Origin of the sequence: Streptomyces sp. NBC_00178, from assembly GCF_036206005.1 — a bacterium.
In the GTDB taxonomy this organism is placed as follows: Bacteria; Actinomycetota; Actinomycetes; order Streptomycetales; family Streptomycetaceae; genus Streptomyces.
The window spans coordinates 5,596,349-5,621,285 of sequence record NZ_CP108143.1; the positions used below are offsets into that span (position 1 = coordinate 5,596,349).

The 24,937-nt window shown below is 69.9% G+C and carries 19 protein-coding genes and 2 pseudogenes; 11 read left to right on the forward strand and 10 right to left on the reverse strand.

Translation table 11 applies throughout. The annotated features are described in order from the left end of the window. The first annotated feature begins 31 nt into the window (after positions 1-31). Entirely contained in the window at positions 32-448 is a 417-nt protein-coding gene (locus tag OHT61_RS24600; protein ID WP_329041210.1) for an OB-fold nucleic acid binding domain-containing protein, read from the forward strand. 3 nt (positions 449-451) lie between these two features. Beyond that, complete coding sequence (locus OHT61_RS24605; RefSeq protein ID WP_329041211.1) at positions 452-1,228, forward strand: DUF3159 domain-containing protein; 777 nt, start codon at positions 452-454, stop codon at positions 1,226-1,228. A gap of 84 nt (positions 1,229-1,312) precedes the next feature. Here the strand turns inward: OHT61_RS24605 and OHT61_RS24610 are convergent, their stop codons facing one another. Both OHT61_RS24610 and OHT61_RS24615 read right to left on the reverse strand, forming a co-directional pair. Further along, positions 1,313-1,990 carry a potassium channel family protein gene (locus tag OHT61_RS24610; protein WP_329041213.1) on the reverse strand — a complete coding sequence of 226 codons (678 nt, stop codon included), beginning with the start codon at positions 1,988-1,990 and terminating at the stop codon, positions 1,313-1,315. Further along, the gene (locus tag OHT61_RS24615) at positions 1,990-2,658 is read right to left on the reverse strand and encodes a potassium channel family protein (protein WP_329041214.1); all 669 of its coding nucleotides are present in this window, start codon (positions 2,656-2,658) and stop codon (positions 1,990-1,992) included. Before OHT61_RS24615 ends, OHT61_RS24610 begins: the two co-directional genes overlap by 1 nt. Positions 2,659-3,004: 346 nt before the next feature. Between OHT61_RS24615 and OHT61_RS24620 the strand changes: the two genes are divergently transcribed. Together OHT61_RS24620 and OHT61_RS24625 are read left to right on the forward strand one after the other, a co-directional pair. Continuing rightward, positions 3,005-5,053 carry an APC family permease gene (locus OHT61_RS24620; RefSeq protein WP_329041215.1) on the forward strand — a complete coding sequence of 683 codons (2,049 nt, stop codon included), beginning with the start codon at positions 3,005-3,007 and terminating at the stop codon, positions 5,051-5,053. Between the two features lie 294 nt (positions 5,054-5,347). Beyond that, entirely contained in the window at positions 5,348-6,706 is a 1,359-nt protein-coding gene (locus OHT61_RS24625) for a class I SAM-dependent RNA methyltransferase (RefSeq protein WP_329041217.1), read from the forward strand. 486 nt (positions 6,707-7,192) lie between these two features. On the opposite strand, the pseudogene OHT61_RS24630 reads toward OHT61_RS24625, so the two are convergent. Next, a pseudogene (locus tag OHT61_RS24630) lies at positions 7,193-8,076 on the reverse strand (IS256 family transposase); the annotation flags it as partial. Here OHT61_RS24630 and OHT61_RS24635 point away from each other — a divergent pair. Genes OHT61_RS24635 through OHT61_RS24645 form a run of 3 tightly spaced genes read left to right on the forward strand, consistent with a single transcriptional unit; the run spans position 8,063 to position 9,450 of the window. Continuing rightward, the gene (locus OHT61_RS24635; RefSeq protein ID WP_329043461.1) at positions 8,063-8,290 is read left to right on the forward strand and encodes a hypothetical protein; all 228 of its coding nucleotides are present in this window, start codon (positions 8,063-8,065) and stop codon (positions 8,288-8,290) included. The pseudogene OHT61_RS24630 and the gene OHT61_RS24635 overlap by 14 nt on opposite strands. 13 nt (positions 8,291-8,303) lie before the next feature. Continuing rightward, entirely contained in the window at positions 8,304-9,053 is a 750-nt protein-coding gene (locus OHT61_RS24640; protein WP_329041219.1) for a hypothetical protein, read from the forward strand. Between the two features lie 43 nt (positions 9,054-9,096). Further along, the gene (locus OHT61_RS24645) at positions 9,097-9,450 is read left to right on the forward strand and encodes a hypothetical protein (RefSeq protein ID WP_329041220.1); all 354 of its coding nucleotides are present in this window, start codon (positions 9,097-9,099) and stop codon (positions 9,448-9,450) included. A gap of 879 nt (positions 9,451-10,329) precedes the next feature. Here OHT61_RS24645 and OHT61_RS24650 read toward each other — a convergent pair. From OHT61_RS24650 to OHT61_RS32550, 3 genes and pseudogenes are all read right to left on the reverse strand, one after another. Beyond that, complete coding sequence (locus OHT61_RS24650) at positions 10,330-10,770, reverse strand: hypothetical protein (RefSeq protein ID WP_329041222.1); 441 nt, start codon at positions 10,768-10,770, stop codon at positions 10,330-10,332. A gap of 199 nt (positions 10,771-10,969) precedes the next feature. Then, positions 10,970-11,539 (reverse strand): hypothetical protein, encoded by a 570-nt coding sequence (locus OHT61_RS24655; RefSeq protein WP_329041223.1) that lies wholly within the window; start codon positions 11,537-11,539, stop codon positions 10,970-10,972. A gap of 205 nt (positions 11,540-11,744) precedes the next feature. Continuing rightward, positions 11,745-11,927, reverse strand: a pseudogene (locus OHT61_RS32550) (RNase A-like domain-containing protein); the annotation flags it as partial. Positions 11,928-12,332: 405 nt separating this feature from the next. On the opposite strand from OHT61_RS32550, the gene OHT61_RS24660 reads away from it, so the two are divergent. Next, a complete protein-coding gene (locus OHT61_RS24660; RefSeq protein ID WP_329041224.1) occupies positions 12,333-14,507 on the forward strand; it encodes a hypothetical protein in 2,175 nt (724 codons plus the stop codon). A 279-nt stretch (positions 14,508-14,786) separates the two neighbouring features. On the opposite strand, the gene OHT61_RS24665 is transcribed toward OHT61_RS24660, so the two are convergent. After that, positions 14,787-15,821 (reverse strand): zinc-dependent alcohol dehydrogenase family protein, encoded by a 1,035-nt coding sequence (locus OHT61_RS24665; protein WP_329041225.1) that lies wholly within the window; start codon positions 15,819-15,821, stop codon positions 14,787-14,789. A 534-nt stretch (positions 15,822-16,355) separates the two neighbouring features. Here OHT61_RS24665 and OHT61_RS24670 point away from each other — a divergent pair. Next, positions 16,356-16,967, forward strand: a complete 612-nt coding sequence (locus OHT61_RS24670; RefSeq protein WP_329041227.1) for a dihydrofolate reductase family protein — start codon at positions 16,356-16,358, stop codon at positions 16,965-16,967. Between the two features lie 98 nt (positions 16,968-17,065). Here OHT61_RS24670 and OHT61_RS24675 read toward each other — a convergent pair whose 3' ends face one another. Both OHT61_RS24675 and OHT61_RS24680 read right to left on the reverse strand, forming a co-directional pair. Continuing rightward, positions 17,066-19,000, reverse strand: coding sequence for a beta-N-acetylglucosaminidase domain-containing protein (locus OHT61_RS24675; RefSeq protein WP_329041230.1), 1,935 nt, complete (start codon positions 18,998-19,000; stop codon positions 17,066-17,068). Positions 19,001-19,377: 377 nt separating this feature from the next. Beyond that, on the reverse strand, positions 19,378-20,391 hold the full coding sequence (locus OHT61_RS24680; RefSeq protein ID WP_329041232.1) for a methyltransferase: 1,014 nt from the start codon (positions 20,389-20,391) through the stop codon (positions 19,378-19,380). A gap of 197 nt (positions 20,392-20,588) precedes the next feature. Here OHT61_RS24680 and OHT61_RS24685 point away from each other — a divergent pair, with 197 nt between their 5' ends. Beyond that, positions 20,589-21,605, forward strand: a complete 1,017-nt coding sequence (locus OHT61_RS24685) for a hypothetical protein (protein WP_329041234.1) — start codon at positions 20,589-20,591, stop codon at positions 21,603-21,605. A gap of 135 nt (positions 21,606-21,740) precedes the next feature. Continuing rightward, on the forward strand, positions 21,741-23,183 hold the full coding sequence (locus OHT61_RS24690) for an FAD-binding oxidoreductase (RefSeq protein ID WP_329041235.1): 1,443 nt from the start codon (positions 21,741-21,743) through the stop codon (positions 23,181-23,183). Between the two features lie 157 nt (positions 23,184-23,340). On the opposite strand, the gene OHT61_RS24695 is transcribed toward OHT61_RS24690, so the two are convergent. Next, the gene (locus OHT61_RS24695; RefSeq protein WP_329041236.1) at positions 23,341-24,450 is read right to left on the reverse strand and encodes a mannose-binding protein; all 1,110 of its coding nucleotides are present in this window, start codon (positions 24,448-24,450) and stop codon (positions 23,341-23,343) included. Between the last annotated feature and the right edge of the window lie 487 nt (positions 24,451-24,937).

Genomic DNA, 24,937 nt, shown 5'->3' on the forward strand with positions numbered 1-24,937 from the left:
GCCACCACGGCAGACCGGTACCCTTCGGGGTATGAGCGCTGTTCCCCGATTCGAGAAGCACGGCAGGACGGAAAAGCCGTCCGGCCGCTTCCGACGCATGCTCGACCGGCTGTCCAGCTCCCAGGAGGACCTCGAGTGCGAGGAACTCCGGGAGGACTCGCACGCCTCGGGCTGCACGCGCATCTCCGACTGCTCGGACCGCCAGATCGTCAAGGTGACTGGTACCTTGCGGACGGTCACCCTGCGTCCGCGGGCCGGAGTGCCCGCCCTGGAGGCGGAGCTCTTCGACGGGACCGCACCGCTCGACGTGGTCTGGCTCGGCCGGCGTTCCATCGTCGGCATCGAGCCGGGCCGCAGGCTCATCGCGTCGGGTCGCGTGGCCATGAGCCACGGACGCCGGGTGCTGTTCAACCCCAAATACGAACTCCGACCGCTCGGCAAGGAGTAGCCGGTGACGTCTCTCGACAAGCCGACGTCCGACACGGACCAGCCCCACCGCACCGACCAGCAGGACGCCGACGCGAAGGCGGTCACGGAAGCCGCGCTCTTCGAGGCGTTCGGCGGCGTCCGCGGCATGGTGGAGACAGTCCTGCCCGGGCTGCTCTTCGTCACGATCTTCACCATCAACAAGGACCTCAAGGCGTCCGCGATCGCCGCACTGGCGGTCTCCCTGGTCCTCGTCGTCGTACGCCTGGTCCGTCGGGACACCGTCAAGCACGCCTTCAGCGGCGTCTTCGGTGTCGCCTTCGGTGTCGTGTTCGCGATGATGACGGGCAACGCCAAGGACTTCTACCTCCCCGGCATGATCTACACGCTCGGGCTGGCCCTCGCCTACCTCGTCACGTCCGTCGCGGGGGTGCCGCTGATCGGACTGATCCTGGGCCCGGTCTTCAAGGAGAACCTCTCCTGGCGCACCCGGAACCCGGGCCGCAAGAAGGCGTACACCAAGGCCAGTTACGCCTGGGGGCTCATCCTCCTCGCCAAGTGCGCGATCCTCTTCCCGCTCTACTGGTGGGCCGACACCACCGAGCTCGGCTGGGTGCTCGTCGCGCTGAAGATCCCGCCGTTCCTGCTCGCCGTCTATCTGACGTGGGTGTTCCTCGCCAAGGCGCCGCCGCCCATCGACGTGTTCGCCGAGATGGAGGCGGAGGAGCAGGCCGAGAAGGACCGCAAGGCCGCCGCCGCACAGACCTCCCAGGCCTCGGAGGCCCGCAACTCCGAGTACTGACGGGCGCGCCCGCTCACATGCGTGGGGCCCCGGACCGCGTCACGGTCCGGGGCCCCACGCATGTGCCGCCGCTGTCCTCGTGCCTCAGTCCTCGTCGGGATCGCGGCGGACCGACAGCAGGTCCTCCAGCTGCTCCTCGCGCGCCTGCGCCGCCACGAACAGGAGCTCGTCGCCGGCCTCCAGGGTCTCCTCGGGGCTCGGCGTCAGCACGCGGGTACCCCGGATGATCGTGACAAGCGAGGTGTCCTGGGGCCAGTCGACGTCCCCGACCCTGGTGCCGGCCAGGGCCGACTCCGGGGGCAGGGTCAGCTCGACCAGGTTGGCGTCGCCGTGGCTGAAGCGCAGCAGCCGCACCAGATCACCGACGCTCACCGCCTCCTCGACCAGCGCCGACATCAGACGCGGCGTGGAGACCGCGACGTCGACGCCCCAGGACTCGTTGAACAGCCACTCGTTCTTCGGGTTGTTCACCCGGGCGACGACCCTCGGGACGCCGTACTCGGTCTTCGCGAGCAGGGACACGACCAGGTTGACCTTGTCGTCGCCCGTCGCCGCGATCACGACGTTGCACCGCTGGAGCGCCGCCTCGTCGAGGGACGTGATCTCACAGGCGTCCGCGAGCAGCCACTCGGCCATCGGGACCCGCTCGACCGAGATGGCGGTGGGCGCCTTGTCGATCAGCAGTACCTCGTGGCCGTTCTCCAGGAGCTCCGCCGCGATGGAACGTCCCACCGCGCCGGCCCCGGCAATCGACACGCGCATCAGTGACCGCCCTCCTCGGGACCCTCGGCGAAGGCCTCCTCGACCTTCGCGATCTCGTCCGTACGCATCATCACGTGGACGAGGTCGCCCTCCTGCAGAACGGTCTGCGACGACGGCAGTATGGCCTCGCCCAGCCGGGTGAGGAACGCGACGCGGACGCCCGTCTCCTCCTGCAGCGTGCTGATCTTGTGACCGATCCACGACTGCGTCGTGTGCACCTCCGCGAGCTGCACACCACCGCTCGGGTCGCGCCACAGCGGCTCCGCTCCCGACGGCAGAAGCCGCCGCAGCATCTGGTCGGCCGTCCAGCGGACCGTCGCGACCGTGGGGATGCCCAGCCGCTGGTAGACCTCGGCGCGCTTCGGGTCGTAGATGCGCGCGGCGACGTTCTCGATGCCGAACATCTCGCGCGCCACACGGGCCGCGATGATGTTGGAGTTGTCGCCGCTGCTGACCGCGGCGAACGCCCCGGCCTCCTCGATACCCGCCTCGCGAAGGGTGTCCTGGTCGAAGCCGACGCCGCTGACCCGCCGGCCGCCGAACCCCGCACCGAGACGGCGGAACGCCGTGGGGTCCTGGTCGATCACCGCGACCGTGTGCCCCTGCTGCTCCAGGGTCTGCGCGAGAGCGGCTCCGACACGCCCGCAGCCCATGATGACGATGTGCACCTTGCGCCTACCTCGCCGTCCTGGTCATCCGGATGACCTGCGAAAACACCCTGCTCACACTTCTCTCTCAGCTTGCGGGGGCAAACAACGGGGCAACCACCTTCGGCGTCGCCCGTGCACGAGCTTATGCGGCGCGGTCCCCACCGCCTCATCCGAGTGTGCGTATCCCGGAGTCCGATCGGCGAAGGGAGGCCGTGACGGGGGCGCACCACCGGTCTCCGGCGCAAGGATTCCGTTAAGGATTCCATGGACTTTTCCGGTGAGGGCGGCTAATCATGAAGGTTTTCGGGGCATCGAGGGGGTGGTGCTTCGGCGGCGTGTCTCGCCAGCGCTTACGATCCTCAGCGTGTCCAAACTGACCGACGTGCCCAAACGGATCCTGATCGGCCGGGCGCTGCGCAGCGACAAGCTGGGGGAGACCCTCCTCCCCAAGCGCATCGCGCTCCCCGTCTTCGCGTCCGACCCGCTGTCCTCCGTCGCGTACGCACCCGGAGAAGTCCTCCTGGTGCTGTCCATCGCGGGCGTGTCGGCGTACCACTTCAGCCCGTGGATCGCGGTCGCCGTCGTGGTCCTGATGTTCACGGTCGTCGCCTCGTACCGGCAGAACGTCCGCGCCTACCCGAGCGGCGGCGGCGACTACGAGGTCGCCAACACCAACCTCGGGCCCAAGGCCGGACTGACCGTCGCGAGCGCGCTGCTCGTCGACTACGTCCTCACGGTCGCCGTGTCGATCTCCTCGGGCGTCGAGAACCTCGGTTCCGCGATCCCCTTCGTGATCGAGCACAAGACGTTCTGCGCCATCGGGGCCATCGTCCTGCTCACCCTGATGAACCTGCGCGGGGTCAGGGAGTCCGGCAAGCTCTTCGCCATCCCGACGTACCTGTTCGTGGCGGGCGTCTTCATCATGATCATCTGGGGTGCGTTCCGGGGGCTGGCCCTCGGCGACACCATGCACGCGCCCACCTCGGACTACACGATCAAGCCCGAGCACCAGGGGCTCGCCGGCTTCGCACTCGTCTTCCTGCTGCTGCGCGCCTTCTCCTCGGGCTGCGCGGCCCTCACCGGCGTCGAGGCGATCAGCAACGGCGTCCCGGCCTTCCGCAAGCCCAAGAGCAAGAACGCCGCGACGACCCTCGCGGCGATGGGCCTCCTGGCCGTCACCATGTTCTGCGGCATCATCGGCCTCGCCATGGCCACCGATGTGAAGCTCGCCGAGAACCCGGCGAAGGACCTGATCCACAACGGCTCACCGGTCGGCGCGGGCTTCACCCAGGACCCCGTCATCTCCCAGGTCGCGGCGGCGGTCTTCGGCGAGGGCACCTTCTTCTTCGTCTTCCTCGCGGCGGCCACCGCCCTCGTGCTCTTCCTCGCAGCCAACACCGCCTACAACGGCTTCCCGCTGCTCGGCTCGATCCTCGCCCAGGACCGCTACCTGCCGCGCCAGCTCCACACCCGCGGCGACCGCCTGGCCTTCTCCAACGGCATCGTGCTGCTGGCCGGAGCCGCGATCCTGCTGGTCTGGATCTACGGGGCGGACTCGACCCGGCTCATCCAGCTCTACATCGTCGGCGTCTTCGTCTCCTTCACCCTCAGCCAGACCGGCATGGTCCGGCACTGGAACCGCCACCTGCGCACCGAGACGGACGCGGCGACGCGCCGCCACATGATCCGCTCCCGGGCGATCAACACCTTCGGCGCGTTCTTCACCGGCCTGGTCCTAGTCGTCGTGCTGGCCACCAAGTTCACCCACGGAGCGTGGGTCGCGCTGCTCGGCATGGTCATCTTCTTCGGCACGATGACGGCGATCCGCAAGCACTACGACCGCGTCGCCGAGGAGATCTCCGCCGACGAGGCTCCCTCCGACGACACCATCAGGCCCTCGCGGGTCCACTCCATCGTCCTGGTCTCCAAGCTCCACCGGCCCACGCTGCGCGCCCTGGCCTACGCCAAGCTGGTGCGCTCCGACCAGTTGGAGGCGCTGTCCATCAGCGTCGACCACGACGAGACGAAGGCGCTGAAGGCGGACTGGGAACGCCGGGGCATCGACATCCCGCTCAAGATCCTCGACTCGCCGTACCGCGAGGTGACCCGGCCGGTCATCGACTACGTCAAGAGCCTGCGCAAGGACCGGCCGCGCGACGTGATCAGCGTCTACATCCCCGAATACGTGGTCGGCCACTGGTACGAGCACCTGCTCCACAACCAGAGCGCGCTGCGGCTGAAGGGCCGGCTGCTGTTCACACCGGGCGTGATGGTGACCTCGGTGCCGTACCAGCTGGAGTCCTCCGAGGCCGCGAAGCTGCGTGCCAGGAAGCGCGCGGACTGGACGGCACCCGGCTCGGTCCGGCGCGGACCGGTGGAACGGCGGCACAAGGAGCACAGCAGCAAGGGGTGAGCCGGGCGGCGGGGCGGTGCCGTGCCGGACCGCGCGTTCCGAGCTGGCCGGTGTCCGGGGGAGCACCCGGGGGATGTCCGGGGATGTCCGGGGGACGGTGTGTCCTGAGCGCCCGGCTCCCAGGGGGAGGCGGTGTGCGGTGAACGGCCGGCTCCGGGCGGACCGTGTGTGGTGAACGGCCGGCTCCGGCCCACGTAGACTGGTGGGCTGTTGTCCGGCCGTCGCCGTTTCCCGCATCCGGACCCCGGACCTTCACCTCGTACCACTCTTCCCGATCTCTGGAGCCACCCCCTCATGCAGAACGAATCCACGTCCTCGCAGCCCGGGGAGCAGCAGGCCGGAGAGTCCCTGATCGGCCGGGAGTACGAGGTCGAGGTCGGCCCCGTCGCCCACGGCGGTCACTGCATCGCCCGCACCGACGAGGGCCAGGTCCTCTTCGTGCGCCACACCCTGCCCGGCGAGAAGGTCATCGCCCGGATCACCGAGGGCGACAGCGACTCCCGCTTCCTGCGCGCCGACGCGGTCACGGTCGTCGAGGCGTCCAAGGACCGGGTCGAGGCCCCCTGCCCCTACGCCGGCCCCGGCAAGTGCGGCGGCTGCGACTGGCAGCACGCCAAGCCCGGCGCACAGCGCCGTCTCAAGGGCGAGGTCATCGCCGAGCAGCTCCAGCGCCTCGCGGGCCTCACACCCGAGGAGGCCGGCTGGGACGGCACGGTCATGCCGGCCGAGGGCGACAAGCTCCCGCCGGGCCAGGTCCCGGCCTGGCGCACGCGGGTGCAGTACGCCGTCGACGCCGACGGCCTCGTCGGACTCCGCAAGCACCGCTCGCACGAGGTCCAGCCGGTCGACCACTGCATGATCGCCGCCCCCGGCGTCTCCGAGCTCGGCATCGAGAAGCAGGACTGGCCGCAGATGGCGACGGTCGAGGCCATCTCCGCCACCGGCTCCCACGACCGCCAGGTCATCCTGACCCCGCGCGAGGGCGGCCGGCTCCCGCTGGTCGAGCTGGACAAGCCCGTGTCCGTGATGCGGGTGGACGAGAAGGACGGCGGCGTCCACCGCGTCCACGGCCGCGCCTTCGTGCGCGAGCGGGCCGACGACCGTACGTACCGCGTCGGCTCCGGCGGATTCTGGCAGGTGCACCCGCAGGCGGCCGACACCCTGGTGCGCGCGGTCATGCAGGGCCTGCTGCCCCGCAAGAACGACACGGCCCTGGACCTCTACTGCGGCGTCGGCCTGTTCGCCGGCGCCATCGGGCAGCGGATCGGCGAGAAGGGCGCGGTGCTCGGCATCGAGTCCGGCAAGCGCGCGGTCGAGGACGCCCGCCACAACCTCAAGGACCTGGACCGGGTCCGCATCGAGCACGGCAAGGTCGACCAGGTCCTGCCGCGCACGGGCATCACGGAGTGCGACCTGATCGTCCTGGACCCGCCGCGCGCCGGCGCCGGCAAGGCCACGGTCAAGCAACTGGTCGCCCTCGGCGCCCGCCGCATCGCGTACGTGGCGTGCGACCCGGCGGCGCTGGCGCGTGACATCGCGTACTTCCGGGAGGGCGGGTACAAGGTGCGGACGCTGCGGGCGTTCGACCTGTTCCCGATGACGCATCATGTGGAATGCGTGGCGATTCTGGAGCCTGCGGACAAGGGCGCCTGACCTGCGGTTTTATGCTTCGGGTGGTTCGCTCGACCTGTTTCTTCCGTGCAGCGGGTCGAGCGAACAGATCGCTCCTTGAAGGGTGCCTGACCTGCGAATTCATCAGGAAGTCGCTCGCAGCTGCGACGCTCTCGGGAGCGTGTTCGGAGATTCTTGACGCCGTATGACGCTCGAATCGGGAGTATTACCCTCATGGACCTCTCCGGCTGGGTGGGCAGGACCACCTCGATGTACAGGTCATGTCCAAGCGTCTTTCGGCCCGGTTCCCCGTTTCCTGACGTTCGACGAGGTGAGGCTCGGGCACGCGCGCGCCCGGGCCTCACTCCTGCTCAGGTCAGGCCGGAACCGGGTGGTAGCCGCGGACCAGGCCCCGTGCTGCGGCAACTCCACGAAGTGCGGGTGGCCCTGCGACTCGTGCAGCGATTCCCTCGTAGGTGTATAGGCGAAGCCGCAGGTGTTGGTGAGGGCGCCGACCGAGTCGTAGACGAAGTCTTCGGCGGCTGCATAGCGAAAGGAGTTCCGCAGCAGGTGGACCACGCAGGTCTGCACAATGGTGCGGGGCCAGACGGTCTCGACGGCGTCGGGAAGGCCCTTGAGCTCGTCGCAGGCGAGCATGAGGACGTCGTTCACGCCGCGGTTCTTGATCGCGGTGAGGATATGCATCCAGTGCTTGGCGCCCTCGCTGCCGTCACCGGCCCACCAGCCCGAGGACGTCCCGCCGGCCCTCGGCCGTGACCGCCAGTGCCACATAGATGGGCCGGTTGACGACCGCACCGTCGCGGATCTTCACCAGGATCGCGTCGATGAGCACCACCGGATAGACCGCGTCCAGGGGCCGGTTCTGCCATTCGGCCATGCCCTCGATGACCTTGTCCGTGATCGTGGAGATCGTCTGACCGGATACGACGGCGCCATAGACCTCGGCCAGGTGGGCCTGGACCCCGCCGGTCGTCAGACCCTACGCCTCAAGGGAGACGACCATCTCGTCCACGCCGGACAGACGCTTTTGCCGCTTCTTGACGATCTTCGGTTCAAAACTGCCCTCCCGGTCCAGGGGCACGGTTATCTCCACCGGGCCGACATCGGTCAGCAGGGTCTTGGACCGGGTGCCGTTACGTGAGTTGCCGCCGTTCTTCCCCGCCGGATCGTGCTTGTCATAGCCGAGGTGGTCGGCGATCTCGCCCTCGAGTGCGGACTGCAGGAGCCGCTTCGTCAGCTGCTGGAGCAGCCGACCTCTCGCCGGTCAGCTGCATGCCCTCGGCCTGAGCCCGGCCCACCAGCTCGTCAATCAGCCGGTCGTCCACAGACTTCGCCGGCACCGCCTCGGACGGCTCTACGGACTCGGCCTCTGTCACGTTGCTGCTGGTCATCGATGCATCTTCCATGATCAGGAGTTACACCGAACGTTTTACAGTCCCGGCAATCACGGCGTACGGAGAGTCGGGTATCAAGGGCGACTCCGGCGCGCAGGCGCTCGGTGGCAAACCGATGGATCCCGGCGGGCCGGTTACCCATGAGGACATCGTGGAGGGCAGGATTCCAACCGATGGCAGCTACTTGGCCCCAGCACAGCAAATCACATGAGGCAGGAATGGCCATGAAATTGTCGTTCGACGGGGGCTGGTGTGCGACGGTGACGGACGATCCGCTGCACATCACCCCTCGCTTCACGGGCGACTCCCTGGATGTGGCTCAGTACGTGGACGTGAAGGAGCGTGAGCGGTTTCTCTCGCACACCTTCGGTAGTCAGGACTGGCTGTGGGACGCCCCCGACGTCCTCCGGTTCGATCCGGACAGCCGGGAACTGGCCGTGACCGAATTCCGGATGCCGTATGTGTCCGCGAACGCCGAGACCGTGCCTCACGTTCCCGTCATGCCCGAGGTTCGCCCGGGCGGGCTCCGTGCGGACGAGGTCCGGGACTTCCGCCACGAGATGTGTACGGTGCTGTGTCGGGCTCCCGGCGATGCCGTGCTGGCCTGCTTTCGTGACCTCGATGTCCTCGATAGACCCCTGGATGCCTGTGTCGGCATCGCACCCGACGTGGCGCTTCTCGTCCAGGACGGTACCGTCGTCGGCTGGAGCATTACCGACCCCGCGCGGTACCTCACCGCTGCGCACACCGCTCCCGACTCGGGTTCGCCTTCTGCGGCCACGCGTCGTCTGCTCACTGAATGCCTGGACCTGGTCACCTCGCCGTTGGTCGACGACGTGGTGGACGGTGAACCGGCCGCGCTGACCCGCCTCCGAGCCGCCGACGAGACCCTCCGAGCCCAGCACGAAGACCGGCACCGGGCTGACGCCCTGCTCGCCTTGATCGCCACTTACGTGGACGATTACGCAATGTGAAGGTGAACCGGCCAGCGGTGGATGGTTCGTACGGTGACGAGCGATGAGACTCGCCCTCCACGGCGACGGGAGTGCGACGGTGAAGGGCAATCCCCTATTCATCTGTCCGCGCTTCGACTTCCGGGACTTTCTCGTACGCGTAGCGAAGTATTCGAACGTGGAGGAACGCGTCGCGGTCCTTTTGGACACCTTCGGCAGTGTGCCGTGGCTCTGGGACACGCCTGACGAGCTCCGGTTCGATTGCAAGGACCGGGAGTTGGTCGGCGCCGAGTTCCAGGTCGCCGGTGAGGCCGCCGACCCCGAGGACTCCGCCCACCTGTCTGCGGCGCCCGCCGTCCACCCGGGCGGACTTCGCGCCGAAAGGACCGGAACCGGGCTGACGCGCTCCTCGCTTTGATCGGCGAACTGGTCGAGGAGTACGGGAGCCGGTGACGGTCGACTGCCAGGCATGCGGGGCGTTGTCCGAGCTTGCCGTGCCGTGTTGCGTGCGGGTGGCCCTGTCCGGTCGCTGGTGGGCGAGCGCAGCTGCGGACGGGGGCTCCACGACACGGCGGCCATGAGGCTCATTTGACGCTCCATGCCCTGAAAGCCCATCTGGAGAGCCGGGGAAACCTATCTGACCTGCCGTACCTCTCACATCGGCTATCGTTGACGTCTTCCCGATGACGCACCCTGTGGAGCGCGTAGCGATTCTGGAGCCCGCCGAAAGGGTGCCTGACCTGCAGTTCCCCGGGGTTCTCAGGCATGGCCCAATGCGCTCGACATGTTTCCCCCTGGACACGACGTGAAGTGCGCGGCATTCCAGGAAGACTGCTCTGACCTGCGGTTTCGATCAAGAGTGCAGGCGGCAAGAAGTCTGCGGCGGCCTTCGTCGGGAATGGTGCGCGACGGGCTTGACGCTCATCTGACGTTCGTTCTTATGGTGCGTCAGGTGAGCCTCGAACCGACGGCGTAACACCGGGCGTCGCCTCATCAGGGAGGGCTGCGGGCACCGGTCGGTCCGGACCTTCAGGCGGGGTCTCGCGAGGGCTCGGTCCTTCGATGCTCGCGCCTTCCTGCGGCTGTGGCGCGCCCATCCCTCGACCGTCCAGCCGGATCAGACGCCGGACAGCGTCACCGCCAGTGACCGGAACCAGGCGCCGTGGGAGAACGGCTCCGGCGGGCCCACCTCCATGCCGGGTTCGGCGGAGGCAGGAAAGGAAGCGGAAGGGTTCAGGACCAGGGCATCCTCTCAAACGCCTGGTCGGAGCCTGGGCTCGTAGGGGTGATGAGCGGTTCAGTAGTCGGAGAAGTTCCAGAACATGCCGACCTCGGTGTCCGAGACGACGATCAGACCGTAGTCCTCCGAGTTCACGCTCAGCGGGCTGTACGCCCAGCTCGTCGATGTGAAGTCGAGCGTCCCGCGCACGTGGCCAGGCTTGTTGATGTTGGTGTGATAGCTGGCGTCGTCCCCGTAACGCGCGAGGATCGTCTTCGTCATTGCCCGGAGTTCCTCCTCGCCCTCTGCGAAGCGCCTCAGGTTGGACAGGGTGCAGCGGTCGTCCGTGAGGGCAAGGAGCAAGTTCTCGGCGCTGGCCCGGTTGATCTCCTGGAGGCGCCTCGCGATGTACTCCGGCGGATGAGCGACGAAGGGGTAGGTGGGAGATGCCTCACGCTCCGGGTTCTGAGCCTCGTCGTCGAGACCGGCCCAGCCACGAGGATCCGGAACCCGCGCCATCAGCGCGATGACATCCAGGACCCAGTCCTCGTGGCGGCGTACGGGTATGCGTCCTCGTACAGGTGGCGTATAGCGGCTTCCCAGGACTTCTGGTCGACGGGCATGCGGCGCCGGCCTTTCTCACAGGCGACAGGGCGGCCTTCGGGCCGGGCTGCGTCGCGTATAGCGCCGTTATGGTCAACGGCCCGTGTACGTTTTGTCAGTTCGCATTGAACGACCAGAAGACCCCGACTTCGTCCGCGCTCACAGCGATCAGTCCGAGATCCATCACGTAATCGGTGAAGGCCCTCCCGCCGGCGAGATCGCCGGCGAGGAAGTCCGGCGCGGTGGAGGTCCGGGCCAGGTCGGAGGACGTACGGAAAGCTGCGTCGGCACCAAACCGGCTGAGCACCATCCGGGCGTCAGCCAGCACATGGTCGTGGTCGGCGCGCGTCCGGACCGGGCAGCCCTCGAAGAACCACTCCTGAGTCAGAGAGGCGAGCAGCTCGGCGGCGGCGGAGGCCGTGACGGGATGCGTCCACTCGTGCACCTGCTCGGCCGTCAGCGGAAGAAAGGGGAAGGAGGGACGCACGTTCTCGCGTCCCTCCTTGTCGATCTGCCACTCCAGTGTCTGCCATCCTCGCGGGTCGGTGACCGACCGGTCCATGACGGCCAGGATGTCCCGCCCCCAGTCGTTGTCCCTTCGGGGCCCGGTCATCGCGAAGGTGTACACGTCGTCGAGGAGCCGTTCCAGCGTGGCTTCCCAGACAGCGCTGTCGATGGGGGTCATCCAGCTTCCGGTCAGTCGGTCACGGGGCGGGCATGGACGTAAGGATGATATTGGGCGGATCGAGTCTGGGATCGTACTTCGGGATCGTATTCACATTCTTCACGTCGATCGCCTGCGCGTTGAGCCCATGGCCCTTGTACCCGGTCCCCGGGATGGAATGGCCCGACCAGTCCGGAACGGGCGTGGATTGCTGGTCACATATCGGCTACTGACCTCTCCGTTGGGGGCCGGGCTCGTTGAAAGCCTGGGTCTTCCCCTCCGCAGGATTGGTGGCCAGCCAGGCGTCGATCTGGGACCGCTTCGTCCGCAGGTTGTGTTCCGTCAGCCGCTGCGCGGCGGCCATGGTGCCGAAGGACGACGAACTGCCGATCGTTGCTTTGCGTTGCCCGGCTAGCTGTTGTTGTCGTCGGCTTGGTCGCGCAGGCGTTCAGCGAGTTGCTCGTCGGTCTTGACGACATGCTCTTTCCACGGCGTGGTCCCCCCGGGAACTCGTCGCTCGCAAGGTCGAAGGCGCGATCGCTGTTGGAGCCCGCTTCGGTCCACCGCCGCTCATGTGTGAACTCGTCCAGGACCCGAGTGCCGAAACCGTGCGCACAGGGCGATCCGGTCTTCCGTTTCCTGACGTTCGACGAGGTGCGGGGAGGGGCCGGGCACGCGCGTGCCCGCTTCCTCGCGTCGTCCCGCACAAGGGCCCGCGTGGCGCGCACCGCCGGTATGGGGCGCCTGCAGGTCGCCGTCCGAGTCGGGCGGAACTCAAGTGCGTACGCCTGTTCCCCTCTGTCATCATTCCCGCATGATCCACCCCCTCGAGCATCTGGTCGTCCGGCACACCCACCGCCTCCCCGTTCCCGACGGGCCTGCCGGCGAAGCCGCCGTCGCTGCGCGGCAGTTCGACGCCGCACTGATGTCCGTGGGGTTCAAACTGTCGGCGCCGCTCCTCGACCGGCTGGCGGCGCTGCCCGAGGGGGCGGTGGTCGATGCCGCCGTGCGGACGCTGGCGTGTGTGCGTGCGATGGTCGGCGACCACGTGCAGCACAACCCGTACTTCGTCGACTTCCCGGCGAACGTGCCGGACACCCTGGACTTCTGGATGCAGTGCATCCGCGAGGCGCTTGCCGACGACAAGTCCCGCGAGGCCGTGCTCGAACAGCTGAGCACCGGCACGGTGGATCTCCTCACGTTGCCCTCGTACGGCCGTTACCAGCACACCTATGCCGAAATGCTCAGCCGTCACGATGAGTTGATCGCGGTGGCCGGTGACCGGATGACGGTGCTGCACCTCGGCCGGGACGCACAGGACGAGGTCGGGGAGCTGTACCTGAGGCTCGCGGGCAGCCGGACCCCGCTGGGTGACGACCATCTCCGTGATCTCGGTGCCCTCGCCGAGCACTGCGTGGACGAGGCCCAGCCCGTGGAGATTCCGGTCCGGGAGAACCGTGCGGTAATCAACAAGGCACGTTTGAGGGCAGGTTCGGGCCTGCTCGTCGATACCGTCACCGACGTGCTGCGTCTTGTCTGCGCGCTGTCGGACGGTGACGTGTCCCTGCGGGAGCCCACCAGGTTCGCGAAGCTGTCGCGGCCCACGCGTCGGGCGCTGCTCGCGGGTCTGGACGGGATCGTCGCCGCGGCACCCGCGAAGCTCGCCGATGTGGCCGCGCACCGGGAGGCGTGGAAGCGGCTCGGTGAGCGGCTGCACCCGCACGAATACCCGCAGTGGCCGAACGCCGGCGAGGTGTTCGCGGTCGCCCGGGGCGAGCGGCGGGTGCGGTCGTTCGCGAGCCGCACCGAGGAACTGCTCGGCAAGGGCGACGTGGTGGGTGCGGTCGAGCTCCTGAAGTCCGCACCCGGTGTGCTGCTGCGCTCCGTGGACCGGCTGGCACGCATGGCGGACGCGGGCGAAGAGCGCGCGGCCGTCCTCGCCGCCGTCGAGAAGGCCGTCCCGCAGGCGGCCGGACGGGTCCTGCTCTCGGTGCGTCAGCATCTGGCGAACCGGGGCGACCGGCTTGAACAGAGCGGTATACGGCGGGTGTTCATCAACGGGTCCGGCCGCGCCTGGGTCACCGCGGACACCCGCCCCGCGCTGCCGACCGCCGCCAAGGAGCGTCTGAACGCGCTGCTCGACGCGGAGATCACGCGGCGGGTGTCGCTGGACGGGCCGGTGCTCGTCGATCCGGACGTGCTCGATGTCGCGCTCCCGCTCAGCGGCAAGGCGGTCTCGTCCGGGCTCGGCGTGCTGCCGCGCGGTTCGGTGTCGCCGGTCGACGGTGAGCTGCTGCGGTTCTTCGTGTACTGGAAGCAGACCAGCCTCACCACCGACTACGACCTGTCCGCCGTGATCCTGGACGAACAGTACGAACAGGTCACCTGGCTCTCGTACACCCAGCTGACGGATGTCGAGGGCAGGCATTCCGGGGACATCACCGAAGCACCCGACGGGGCCTCGGAGTTCATCGAGCTGCGACTCGGCGCCGTGCGCGGCAGCTTCATCGTGCCGCAGGTACTGCTGTTCTCCGGGGAGGGCTTCATGGACGTCGAGGAGTCGTTCTTCGGGTTCATGCTGCGTGAAGGTGAGCAGCGGGGGCGGCCCTTCGAGCCGCGGACCGTGCGCATGAAGTCGGATCTGCGGGGGCCCAGCCGGGTGGCTCTGCCGCTGGTGTTCCGGCGCGGCGAGGACGGCCGGTGGCGGGCCCACTGGCTGCACCTCTACCTGAAAGGCTTCCCGAAGGCCAACCGCGTCGAGGAGACCGCACCGACGGTGGAGGCACTGCTGCGCGGCATCGTCGAGCGGCAGCAGCTGACCGTGCGCTGGCTGCTCGGGATGACGGACGGCGCCGACGTCACGGTCTGGGACGGCGGAGACGTGCCGCGGGGCCCGGTCACGTACATCGGGATGCAGCGCCCTGAGGGGCTGCACCCCGATTCGCGGATCCTCACCCCGGAGAATCTGCGCGACGTGATCCCTGAGTGACTGGTAGCGTTCACCGCGGTGAGGCCATGAAGGGGCTTCCTTCTCATACCTTTCCTGTAGAAATAGCCTCTTCGCTTTCCTCACCGCCGACTTCGGGCCCCCGGCATTCCGTGCCGGGGGCTTCGTCGTACGCCGTCCTTCGGCCTCGCTGCCCGCGATCCCGGAGCGGCGCCGGACGGAGTATCCAGCCGGCGGCGACGACCAGCGCCGGCCGTCAGGGCGGCCGGTGTGCCGCCGACCGGTCCCGCAGGGATCGCGTCCGTTCGCACGGCAGGTCCGTCACGGCCGGATGAGTACCTTCAGGGCCTCGCGGTCGTTCATCGCCCGGTAGCCGTCCGCGATGTCCTCCAGGCCGATCGTGCGGTCGAAGACCCGGCCGGGCCGGATCGAGCCGTTGAGGATGTGCGGCATCAGCTCCTCGATGTAGGCGCGGGCCGGGGCCACGCCGCCGGTCAGGGTGATGTTGCGCAGGAAGTCGGGGAAGCCGAAGGGGACGTCGGTGAACTGCGGGGCGCCGACCCGGCTGATCGTGCCGCCGGCGCGGACGACCCCGAAGCTCTGGACGATCGCGTCCTTCAGCCCGACGCATTCGAGGACCTTGTGCGTGCCCTCGCCGTCGGTCAGGTCACGCACGCGGGCCACACCCTCCTTGCCGCGCTCCGCGACCACATCCGTGGCGCCGAAGTCCCGTCCGAGGTCGGTGCGCACGGTGTGGCGGCCCATCAGGACGATCCGCTCGGCGCCCAGCAGCCCGGCCGAGATCACGGCGGACAGCCCGACCGCGCCGTCCCCGATGACGGTGACCGTGTCGCCGGGCCCGACACCGGCGGTGCGGGCCGCGTGGTAGCCGGTGCTCAGCACGTCGGACAGGGTCAGGAGGTCCGGAAGCAGCTCGGAGTCCTCACCGACCGGCAGCTTGACCAGGGTGCCGTCGGCGTACGGGACCCTGGCGGCCTGGCCCTGACCGCCGTCCACGCCGTTCACACCCCAGGTCCCGCCGTGCACGCACGAGGTCTGCAGGCCCTCGCGACAGTAGGCGCAGGTGTTGTCCGAGTAGACGAACGGAGCCACCACCACGTCGCCGGGCTCGACGGTGCGCACCTCGGATCCGGTCGCCTCGACGACGCCGAGGAACTCGTGGCCCATGTGCCGGGGATTGTTCGTGTGCGGAGCCGACTTGTACGGCCACAGGTCGCTGCCGCAGACGCAGGACAGCACGATCCGTACGACCGCGTCCGTGGGGTTCTTGATCTCCGGGTCGGTGACGTCCTCGACGCGTACGTCCTCGGCCGCGTACAGCAGGGTGGCGCGCATGGGCGGAACTCCTCGTGTGGGGGGTGACCGGTGGCGGGGCGGCCGATGGCGGTTCGGCCGGCCGTCTCGTCCTTCCTCGGCCGCCCGGCTTCGCGGCGAGGACTCGTACACCGCTACCCGCCGGGGGAGGGCGGCTCCCGGCTGTTACGCCGTGCGGGTGTGCAGGGCTGGTGGGAGCGCTACGAGGTGACCGGGCCTGGAGGCCGTCACCGCAGCCCCTCAGCATCCCCGGGGCGGGAGGATCACGCTTGCCCTCCGGGGCATGTCGCGCGAAGGAACCCCCGGTCAGCGGGGCGGGCGTGTGCTCCGGTGAGCCCGGGACCCGGCGAGGACGCCATGCTTCTGCTCGACCCGACCGTGCGCCTGATGCCGGGCCGAGCGTCTCGACACGCGGGGGAGCCGGTGATCCTCCGGCCCTCACGCGACGGCGTGACCGATCATTCCCCGCACGAGGCACGCTAAGTAGGGGCAGTCTGCGAGATTCGGGCAGGCGCGGGACGGACGCCGCCCCGCCCGAGAAAGAAGTGGTGAGCGATGAAGCTGGTACTGCAGGAGTTCCTGTCACTGGACGGTGTCTCCCAGGGGCCCGGATCCCCCGACGAGGACACCAGCGACGGGTTCACCCGGGGCGGCTGGTTCGTGCCGCACCTGGACGAGGCCTTCGAACGCCTGGCCACCAGGTGGCTCGGCCGGGCGGACGCCTTCCTGTTCGGCCGCCGTACGTACGAGAACTTCGCCCGGGACTGGCCGGAGATGACCGACCATCCGAGCGCCGGCATCCTCAACGGTTCGCCGAAGTACGTGGCCTCACGAACCCTCACGAAGGCCGGGTGGGACCCGACCACGATCCTGGCCGGGGACGTCCCCTCCCAGGTTGCCGAGCTGAAGCGGCGGCCGGGCCGGGAGATCCAGATCCACGGCAGCGCCCGGCTCGGCCAGGCCCTCCTGGCAGCCGGTCTGGTGGACGAGCTTCGGCTCACGGTCGCCCCGGTGGTCGTGGGCAGCGGACGACGCCTCTTCCCGGACGGCGGCACCCCGGCCGGCCTGCGGCTGCTGGACCACGAGACGACACCGGGTGGAATCGCGGTGTACGTGTACGAGCCGACGGGCCTGCCGGAGTACGGGACGTACGGGGCCGGGGCGTAGGCGCCGGCGCACCGCGCCGCCCGGCCCCTCGAATCGCCCGGGCGAGGGCAACCCCGCCGCCGGCCCCGGGCGCCGGTTCCCGGCACCCGGGGCCCGTGTCACATCGTCGGCGCCTGCTCGATGAACGTGTCCAGCACCCCGTCGGCCACCTTGATCTTTCCCTGGGGCCGGGTCGTGCCCGGGATGGTGGTGACCGCGGCCGCCCGCTTCGCCAGGTCGGCCGCCTCGGCGAAGGCGGCCTGCCCGCTGCCCGAGTCCGACCGTGCCCGCAGGCCGTCCAGGGTGGCGTTCAGCGAGCCGCCCCACAGGTCGAGGGCGTCCAGCCAGGGCTTCGTCTGCGCCAGGAAGGCCGGGTCCCGCACGCCGGCCCGGATCTGCTCGGCGGCCCCGGACAGCACGTCGGCGTACGCACCCAGCTCCCGCAGCGCGGCGTGGCGGCGGATACGGGATCCGCTCTTCCATGCCGCCGTGAAGTCGGCCAGCCGCGCCGCCAGTCCGGGCGCCTGCGGCTGCCAGTCCGTGTCACCGAAGGTCGGCGCGAGGTGCTCGGTGTCGAAGAAGGCCAGCAGGGCCCGGGTGGTGGCGGCGTCCCCGTCCGCGAGGTAGGCCGCGGCGGCCCGCCAGGTGCGTACGGGGTCGTAGTCCTCGTCGTTCCAGGCGAACGACGCGCCGCCGAAGAGAGCGACCTTGCTCGGCGCGGCCTGGTTCATCGGGTTGAGCACGATGCCGCTCAACGCCTTGTGCAGTCCGGCCTCCCGCTTGTCGTACGGGGCCATCAGCAGGCGTCCCGCCGTCTGCCCGTAGTCGTTGACCGGGTAGTTGTCCCAGAGGAACACCTTGCGTCCCCAGACCGTCGAGGCTGCCTCGGCGTCCGCCACGCTGATCGAAGGCGGAACGACGTCCGTGCCCGTCCACTGCACGACGACCTTCGGGTCCAGTCGCTCGCGCAGCACGGACTTGTAGGCGGAGTCGGCCGTGTCGGAGTACTCCGTGGGCACGAACTGGAGCGGGGCGGCGTCCGGGTGGCCGTCGATGAAGTCGTGCTGCACGGCGTTGAGCAGGTCGGCCTGAGCCTGCCCCGCGCTGCCCCTGCCCGGAGCGCCGTACTTCTCCTGGTCGGCCGGGCAGTTCCACTTGGTGTAGCTGATGTCGTCCAGCGCCACGTAGAAGGCACGGGCGCCCTGCTCGTAGAGGCTGCCCAGCTTCTCCTTCAGCGCTTCCACGTCACCGGGATCGCTGTAGCAGACGGACAGGCCGGGGGAGAGGGCGTAGGTGAAGTCCACGTGGTGGGCGGTGGCCTGTTCGATCAGTTCACGCAGGTCGGCGAGCTTGTCGGCAGGGTAGGGCTCGCGCCACTCCTCCCTCAGGTAGGCGTCGTCCTTCGGTGTGTAGATGTAGGTGTTCGCCTTGATGTCGCCGTAGAAGGCGAGTTGGTCGAGCCGGTCGGTGTGTGACCAGGGTGCGCCGTAGAAGCCTTCGATGCTGCCGCGCAGGGGCATGGCCGGGTGGTCGGTGATCGACACGGCAGCCACGGAGTGCTTCCCGGTCACCAGCTGCCGCAGCGTCTGCGCGGCGTAGTAGACGCCGTCCCCGTCGTTGCCGGCGAGCACGATCGTGTCGCCGCGGGAGGCGAGGGAGTAGCCCTCCGCGACCAGGGTGCCGGGTATGGTCCCGCCCGCGCCGTGCAGGGCGTCGGCCACGGCCGGGTCCTTCACGGAACCGGCTACTACGGTCAGCTTCGCTCCACGGGGGTGCGGCGCGGGGGCGGCCCTCCCCGTGGCGCCCGTGTCGATGTGGCGGGCCCCCGCCGCGGTCAGTGCCTGCCTGATGACATCGATGCTGGAGGCGTCGACGTCGTCACCGAGGGCGAGGCGTACGTTCGCCGGGACGCGGATGTCCCGGCCCGCGGGCTTCATGCTGCGGGGGGTGGGGGTGACGACGGGTGGTGCCGTCGACGCGGCGGCGCCGGCCGCGGAAGGCGCCGTGGCGTCCCGCGCCTCGGCCGCCTGGGCGGGAGCGGAGAGAGTGCCCATGGCCAGAAGTGCGGCGGAGCTGAGAAGCGAGAGCCGGGGAACGCGAGGAAGACGGTACGGATGACTTTCGGGCGTACGGGTCACTGCACCTCCACGGAAGCGGACTATCACATTCAGGTGGTGGAGTGGTCTAAACCACCACTCCTCGACTCCGGTGTCAAGGTCGAGGCCCCAGAAAGTGACACCGGCGTCCTGGCGAGGTGACCGGCATTCCCCTGCCGATCACCCGGAACCGCCGGAACGAGGCCGCGATGACATGTGACCCGTTGTGGGGAGTTCGCGCGGAGGGTACCGGCGGGGCCGGGAGGGGAAGTGGCCTCCGCGCGCGGGTGTCTGCACTTGGCGACATCCCCGACGGCGCGCCGCGCAGGGTGATTTCAGCCGGGCTTGTGCGCCACCAGGGCCGCGTTCGCGCCCGCCGCGTGCAGGGGGAGGACCTGCATCGGGCCGAAGCCGGCCTCCGACAGCCGGTCCGCGTACTCCGTGTACGTCCAGTTGTTCCCCGACCGCGTTTCCACGAGCATGTTCAGGCCCATCAGTGCCGCCGATGCGGGCCCCGACTCGTCGTCGTCCAGGACCAGTTCGCAGATCACCACGGCTCCGCCCGGGGGAAGCGCCGAGTAGCACTTCTCCAGCAGGCGCTGCCCGGTCTCCGCGTCCCAGTCGTGGAGGATCATGCTGAGCAGGATCACGTCGTGCCCGCCCGGGAGTTCGGCGTCACGCAGGAAGTCGCCGCCCCGCGCCTCGATCACGTCCGTCATCCCGAGCTCCACGGCCTTCGCCCCCGCCATCGCCGCCACCTGTGGCAGGTCGAGCACCGTGGCCCGTAGGTGCGGATAGCGACGGCACAGGCCCACCGGAAACGCTCCGGCGCCACCGCCCACGTCCAGCAGCCGCTCGTGCCTGGTGAAGTCGTATGCCTCGGCCAGGGCTGCGGCGGTGAACGAGGACAGGGTGAACATCGCCCCCCAGAAGCCCTCCAGGATCGCCGGATCGGCGGTGACGAACGCCGACTCCTGCGCGTCGGGGTCCCAGGTGGTGGGGCGGTCGGTGCGCAGGGCCTCCGTCAGGCGGTCCCAGCCCGGATAGCCGTAGCGGTCCGAGTAGCGCACGAATCCGCCGAAGTAGTGCGGACGGCCTTCCACCAAAAACTCCGTCGCCGTCCGCGAGTTGCGGTAGAGCGCCTCGCCCGCTCCGAGGTGCTCGCGTTCCAGCAGTTCCAGGGCGGTGCAGCACGCCAGGAGCATGCGGGCCGGGCGGGGGCGCAGGCCCAGTTCCGATCCGATGCGCTCGGCGCCGGCCTCGCCGAGCCGTTCGAGCAGCGTGAAGAGGCCGAGCTCCACCCCGGCCGCCAGCACCTTGAACCGCCAGAAGCCCGTGGTCAGTTCCATCAGGCCCACCGGCGTGGGCCCGCCCGGCCGTGGTCCCCGCAACCCGGTGAAGCCTGGCGGAATTGCCTCATCCGTTGTGACTGTCCGTGTCATCGCGCCGTTCCTCTTGTTCTGCGTTCTGAACCTACCCATGCCAACACATATAGTAGTTGCTTGATTGCTATACGTTATTTCCTCAGGTCAAGGAGCTTCTTTTGATGTCTTTCGTGGGCGTCGGCGATCCCGTCGTCCTGGTGATGCCCCTCCCCGTCGAACTCCCCGACACCCTCCTCCCCCTGGTCGAGCGGCTCACGGAGATGACGGAGGGTTGTCGCGCGGACTACACCGCTGCCATGGGGGTCGAGCCGGAGGCGGCCGACGTCCGTGCCGGGCTTGCCGCGCGCTTGGCCGCGCAGGCCGGAGAGGTCGGCACGGCGACGGCCGAGCGGCCCGCCGGGAGTTGCGTGCACGATGCCTTCTTCTCGGTACGCCGTGGCACGGGTGACAGCACCGCCGTGCTCGCCGGTGCGATCCTGCTCAGCGATCTGCTCGTGCAGGAAGATCTCGCCGTGAGCGGCAGCACCCTGGACGCCGATCCCGACAGCCTGCTCCTGGGGGTCACCAGCTATCTCACCGGTACGGCGGCCCCGGTGGCGAAGCCCGGCTCCTGGCGGACCGCGCATCCGGTCGATGCGGCGAACCAGCGCTGGCTCGTGGGCCACCAGCGGTTCTTCGTGATGCTGCAACTGCTCACCCTGGCCCTGCGCGGCCTGGACACCGAGGGGGCGACCCCCGAGCAGGAGCAGGAGGCCGTCCGCAGCTTCGGCCGGCTGTGCCGCAGCGCCGCGGTTTCCATGCGCTACGCCGCCGACTTCCCGCCCGAGCTCTACGAGGAGGTCCGGGAGACCATGTCGCCGCCCGCGGTCAATGCCGGCTTCAGCGGTCTGCAGACGCGCGACCACCACGAACTGGTCGCATCCATGCGCCGTCTCAAGCGGGACGGCGGACTCGACCGGCTCACCCCCGCCTCCCGCACGGCTGTCCACGCCGCGGTCCAGCACCTGTACGAGGCCCACGTATGGGTGTGCGACCGGTTCGGAGGGGCCGTCGAGCCCAGCCTGCTGATGGCGCAAGCAGCTCATGCCGCGGGGGAGAGGGCCGAGAGCGGAGTCGTCGCGGCGCAGCGCCTGGCCAGGCAGCGGCTCGGCCACCTCACTCCGTCCGGCAGCGCCTGACTCTCCTCGACTCCCTTGAGGAAACGCTCCGCCACCCGGTCCGCCCGCAAGGGACCGGACTGCTCGCAGACTCCGGGGAAGCACTCCGTCACCCCTTAGCCGTCCCTCGGACCCGTACCGCCAGGAGGCACCGCAATGATCTCGCCGTCCGACGTCTCCCCGCACGGCCGGTCGCGTACCGCGGGGGTCGTCACCCCCGCGTACGGGAGTTCCGAAGCCGGGCCGGCGGGTCTGCCGGACTCCGGGCGGTTCCGGCCCCGGCGCGTCGCCGGGGCCGTGCGTCCGGGCGCGGCGGACGAGGTGGCGTGTCTGGTACGGGCGGCAGCTGCCGCCCGTACACCGCTGCACCCGGTTTCCACCGGCCGCAACTGGGGTCTGGGGTCGGCGCTCCCGGTCGACGACGACGCGCTGCTCCTCGATCTGTCAGGGCTCGACCGGATCAGGGACGTCGACATCCGCCGCGGCTTCGCCGTCGTCGAACCTGGCGTCACCCAGGGGGCCCTGACCGGACGCCTGGCGGGTACGGACCGGATGCTCAACCTCACGGGTGCGTCCCGGCACACCAGTGTCATCGGGAACATCCTGGAACGCGGGGTCGGCCTGCACCGGCCGCGTGCCGAGGACCTGGCCGGGCTGGAGCTCGTCCTGGCGGACGGCGAACTCGCGCGCACGGGCTGGTGGCCGTCCCCGGGCGGTCCCGCCGTGGTCCAGCCGCACGGCCGCGGCCCCTCCCTCAACCACCTCTTCACGCAGGCCTCGTGGGCTGTCGTCACCGCCGCCGTGGTGCGTCTGCTGCCACGGCCTCGCACCGTCAGGATCCTGCCCGCCGTCTTCCCGCCGGGTCGCCTCGCCGAGGCCGTCGACACCCTGCGCGCGTGGACGGCGGGCGGGCTGGTCCCCGCGACCACCAAGATCTACGACCCGGTCGCCGCCCGCACCTACGGCATCCGTGAGGCCACCGGACCGGACGGCGCCTGCCTGGCCCACCTGGCCCTCACCGGTGACGCCGACGTCACGGCCGCGCTGGCCGGCGTGCTCACCGCCCGCCTGCGGCAGGACTCCTGCCCGCTGTCGGAAGGCCCGGAGCGGGCCGCCGACGCCGAGGTCCACGCGGCGTACGCGGGGGAGCACGACCCGGGGGACGCGCTCTTCCGCCGCAAGACGGGCGGCTGCTGTGCCCGTTGCGTCGACCGCTCGCGCGGTCTGCTGATGTTCCTGCCGGTGGTGCCCTTCGAGGGTGGTGCCGTGGAAACGGCCGCCACTCTGATCGACGCGGCGCGTGAGGAGGGAACGGCCAGGCCCGGCATCATGATGAACGTGCTGGACGCCGACACGATCGACCACGTGGTCACCCTTCGCTTCGATCCCGCCGACCCCCTCTCCACCGCCGCGGCACACCGCACCCTGGACCGGATGCACGTCTCCTTCGCGGCACACGGCTGGCCGCCGTACCGCCCGGACATCGACCATCCCCCGGCCGCCGCCACCGACCCCGTGCTCCACCGGCGCCTCGTCGGCGCGCTCGACCCGCACGGGGTCTTCGCCCGGGGGAGGTTCGCGCCGCCGCCGGACCGGTAGGCCGGCCCCATCCGGCGCACAACTGGTCGCCAGGTCCGCGCAAGGGGCCGGACCGTGTCCGGCCGGGGTGAACGGGCTGCCGGACCCGGCCTGCGCCGCGACCGTAAGGCCCCGGCCCAGGTGTGGGTCAGGTCGGCCAGAGGCCGGCCCGGGCGTGTCAGGTCGACCAGAGAACGGTGCCGTTGGCCACGACGACCACTCTGGCGTCCGGGCGGAGCACCAGCTGGGCGCCCGGGTGGTCGTGGGTCTTGGAGGCCCAGATCGGGCGGTCGTCGCCGTTGTGGATGACGAGGTTGCCGTCGGGCTGGAAGATCGCCCGGTGGTTCGGTCCGAAGGTCATGGACGCCCAGATCGGTTTGCCCTCCTCGTTGAGGACCACGAGATTGCCGTCGGTCTGCATCACCATCTTGATGCGGTTGGTCGTCCAGGCCTGGTTGACCCCGATGACGCTCGGAGCCGAGATGGTCGCCGTGGTCCAGTCCGGCTTCGGCGGCGCCGGCTTCGGCTTGGGCTTCTTGGCGGGCGTGCTGCTCGCCTTCGGCTTCGGTGCGGACGTCACCGGTTTGGGGGCGACCGGTACGGGGGCTTCGGCCTTCTTCGGCTTCTCCTTGGCCGGGGACGGGCTGGGCTTCCCGGCCACGTAGTCCTCGAGTGCCGCCGGCGCGGAGTTCGGGTTGAGGACCGTGTCCGCGCTGCCCGCCGTCGGAACCTTGGCGTCGTCGCGGTCGTCGTCGTTCGCGGTCCCGACCAGCAGGAGGGGTATGGCGATCAGCGCGGCGCCGAGGAAGGCCGCTCCCGCGAGGACCGGCGTGCGGGGCCGGCTGCGGTCCGCGGCGGTGGCCGTCATGGTGCCCGGGGCCGTCGCCGCCGCCAGCGCCACGCCCTCCTCGGGTGCTTCGCCCGTTGCGGATGCGGATGCGGATGAGGAGGCCGGCGTGGTCGCGGGGGTGGCGGGCTCCGCCTCCGGAGAGCCGGCCGCCGAGGCGTTGGCCGGCTCCGGTGGGGTGGTCCCCGAAGGAGTGGCGGGCTCCGGCTCCGAGGCGGGGGCAGAGCCGGACGTCTCCGCCCGGGGAGCGGCTGCCGGGTCGGATGCCTTCGCCTCGGGCGGGGCGGCCGGGCCGGGCTTCTCCGCCTCGGACACCGTGGTTCCGCCGGGCGTCCGCGCACCGGGTTCCGAGGTCCGCGGCGGTGGCGAGCCCGCCTCCTGCGCGTCCGGGTCCGCGGCTGCCGCCGTTTTCGCGCCGGGGGTGGGGTGCTGGGGGGACATGCGGTGACTCCTCATCGGGGCGGGGCTGGCGGTGGGCAGCGGTCGGGCCGGATGAACGTCGGGGGCCTCGCGGGCACGCACGTCCCCCGAGCCGCAGCGGGCCGGTCCGCACGCGTTGTCGGACGCGCCCGCGCCGGTCCGGTCGCCGTCGGTCCGGTGCCCTGCCGGGCCGCGAGGTGTTCCCGTACGCCCCGGCCCGGACGTCCCCGCCGTGAGGCCGTGCGTGTCGGAGGGGCCGATGGCGTACCCAACGTAGCCCGTCGTGGGACCGTGCCCGTCTCCTCGGGCAGATCGCGTCCGTCGCTTTGTCCTCCGGTGCCTCACTGGTCCCGGAAAGTTCTCGCTTCGGTCAGCAATCGGGCGCACATGCAGGTCATACGGTCAGTACTCAACCCGCAACGGTCGAGACCGGTGTGACATCCTGTTGGCTCCACGGCCCGAGCAAGGGCGGCGCGTCCGAGGGCCGTTGGCAGCCGATGATGCGTAC

Excerpts from the sequence above, each read along its gene's own strand:
- OHT61_RS24600 (WP_329041210.1), top strand. The coding sequence starts at position 32 with ATGAGCGCTGTTCCCCGATTCGAGAAGCACGGCAGGACGGAAAAGCCG.
- OHT61_RS24610 (WP_329041213.1), bottom strand. The coding sequence starts at position 1,990 with ATGCGCGTGTCGATTGCCGGGGCCGGCGCGGTGGGACGTTCCATCGCG.
- OHT61_RS24625 (WP_329041217.1), top strand. The coding sequence starts at position 5,348 with ATGCAGAACGAATCCACGTCCTCGCAGCCCGGGGAGCAGCAGGCCGGA.
- OHT61_RS24640 (WP_329041219.1), top strand. The coding sequence starts at position 8,304 with ATGAAATTGTCGTTCGACGGGGGCTGGTGTGCGACGGTGACGGACGAT.
- OHT61_RS24645 (WP_329041220.1), top strand. The coding sequence starts at position 9,097 with ATGAGACTCGCCCTCCACGGCGACGGGAGTGCGACGGTGAAGGGCAAT.
- OHT61_RS24650 (WP_329041222.1), bottom strand. The coding sequence starts at position 10,770 with ATGGCGCGGGTTCCGGATCCTCGTGGCTGGGCCGGTCTCGACGACGAG.
- OHT61_RS24655 (WP_329041223.1), bottom strand. The coding sequence starts at position 11,539 with ATGACCCCCATCGACAGCGCTGTCTGGGAAGCCACGCTGGAACGGCTC.
- OHT61_RS24660 (WP_329041224.1), top strand. The coding sequence starts at position 12,333 with ATGATCCACCCCCTCGAGCATCTGGTCGTCCGGCACACCCACCGCCTC.
- OHT61_RS24665 (WP_329041225.1), bottom strand. The coding sequence starts at position 15,821 with ATGCGCGCCACCCTGCTGTACGCGGCCGAGGACGTACGCGTCGAGGAC.
- OHT61_RS24670 (WP_329041227.1), top strand. The coding sequence starts at position 16,356 with ATGAAGCTGGTACTGCAGGAGTTCCTGTCACTGGACGGTGTCTCCCAG.
- OHT61_RS24675 (WP_329041230.1), bottom strand. The coding sequence starts at position 19,000 with ATGGGCACTCTCTCCGCTCCCGCCCAGGCGGCCGAGGCGCGGGACGCC.
- OHT61_RS24680 (WP_329041232.1), bottom strand. The coding sequence starts at position 20,391 with ATGGAACTGACCACGGGCTTCTGGCGGTTCAAGGTGCTGGCGGCCGGG.
- OHT61_RS24685 (WP_329041234.1), top strand. The coding sequence starts at position 20,589 with ATGTCTTTCGTGGGCGTCGGCGATCCCGTCGTCCTGGTGATGCCCCTC.
- OHT61_RS24690 (WP_329041235.1), top strand. The coding sequence starts at position 21,741 with ATGATCTCGCCGTCCGACGTCTCCCCGCACGGCCGGTCGCGTACCGCG.
- OHT61_RS24695 (WP_329041236.1), bottom strand. The coding sequence starts at position 24,450 with ATGTCCCCCCAGCACCCCACCCCCGGCGCGAAAACGGCGGCAGCCGCG.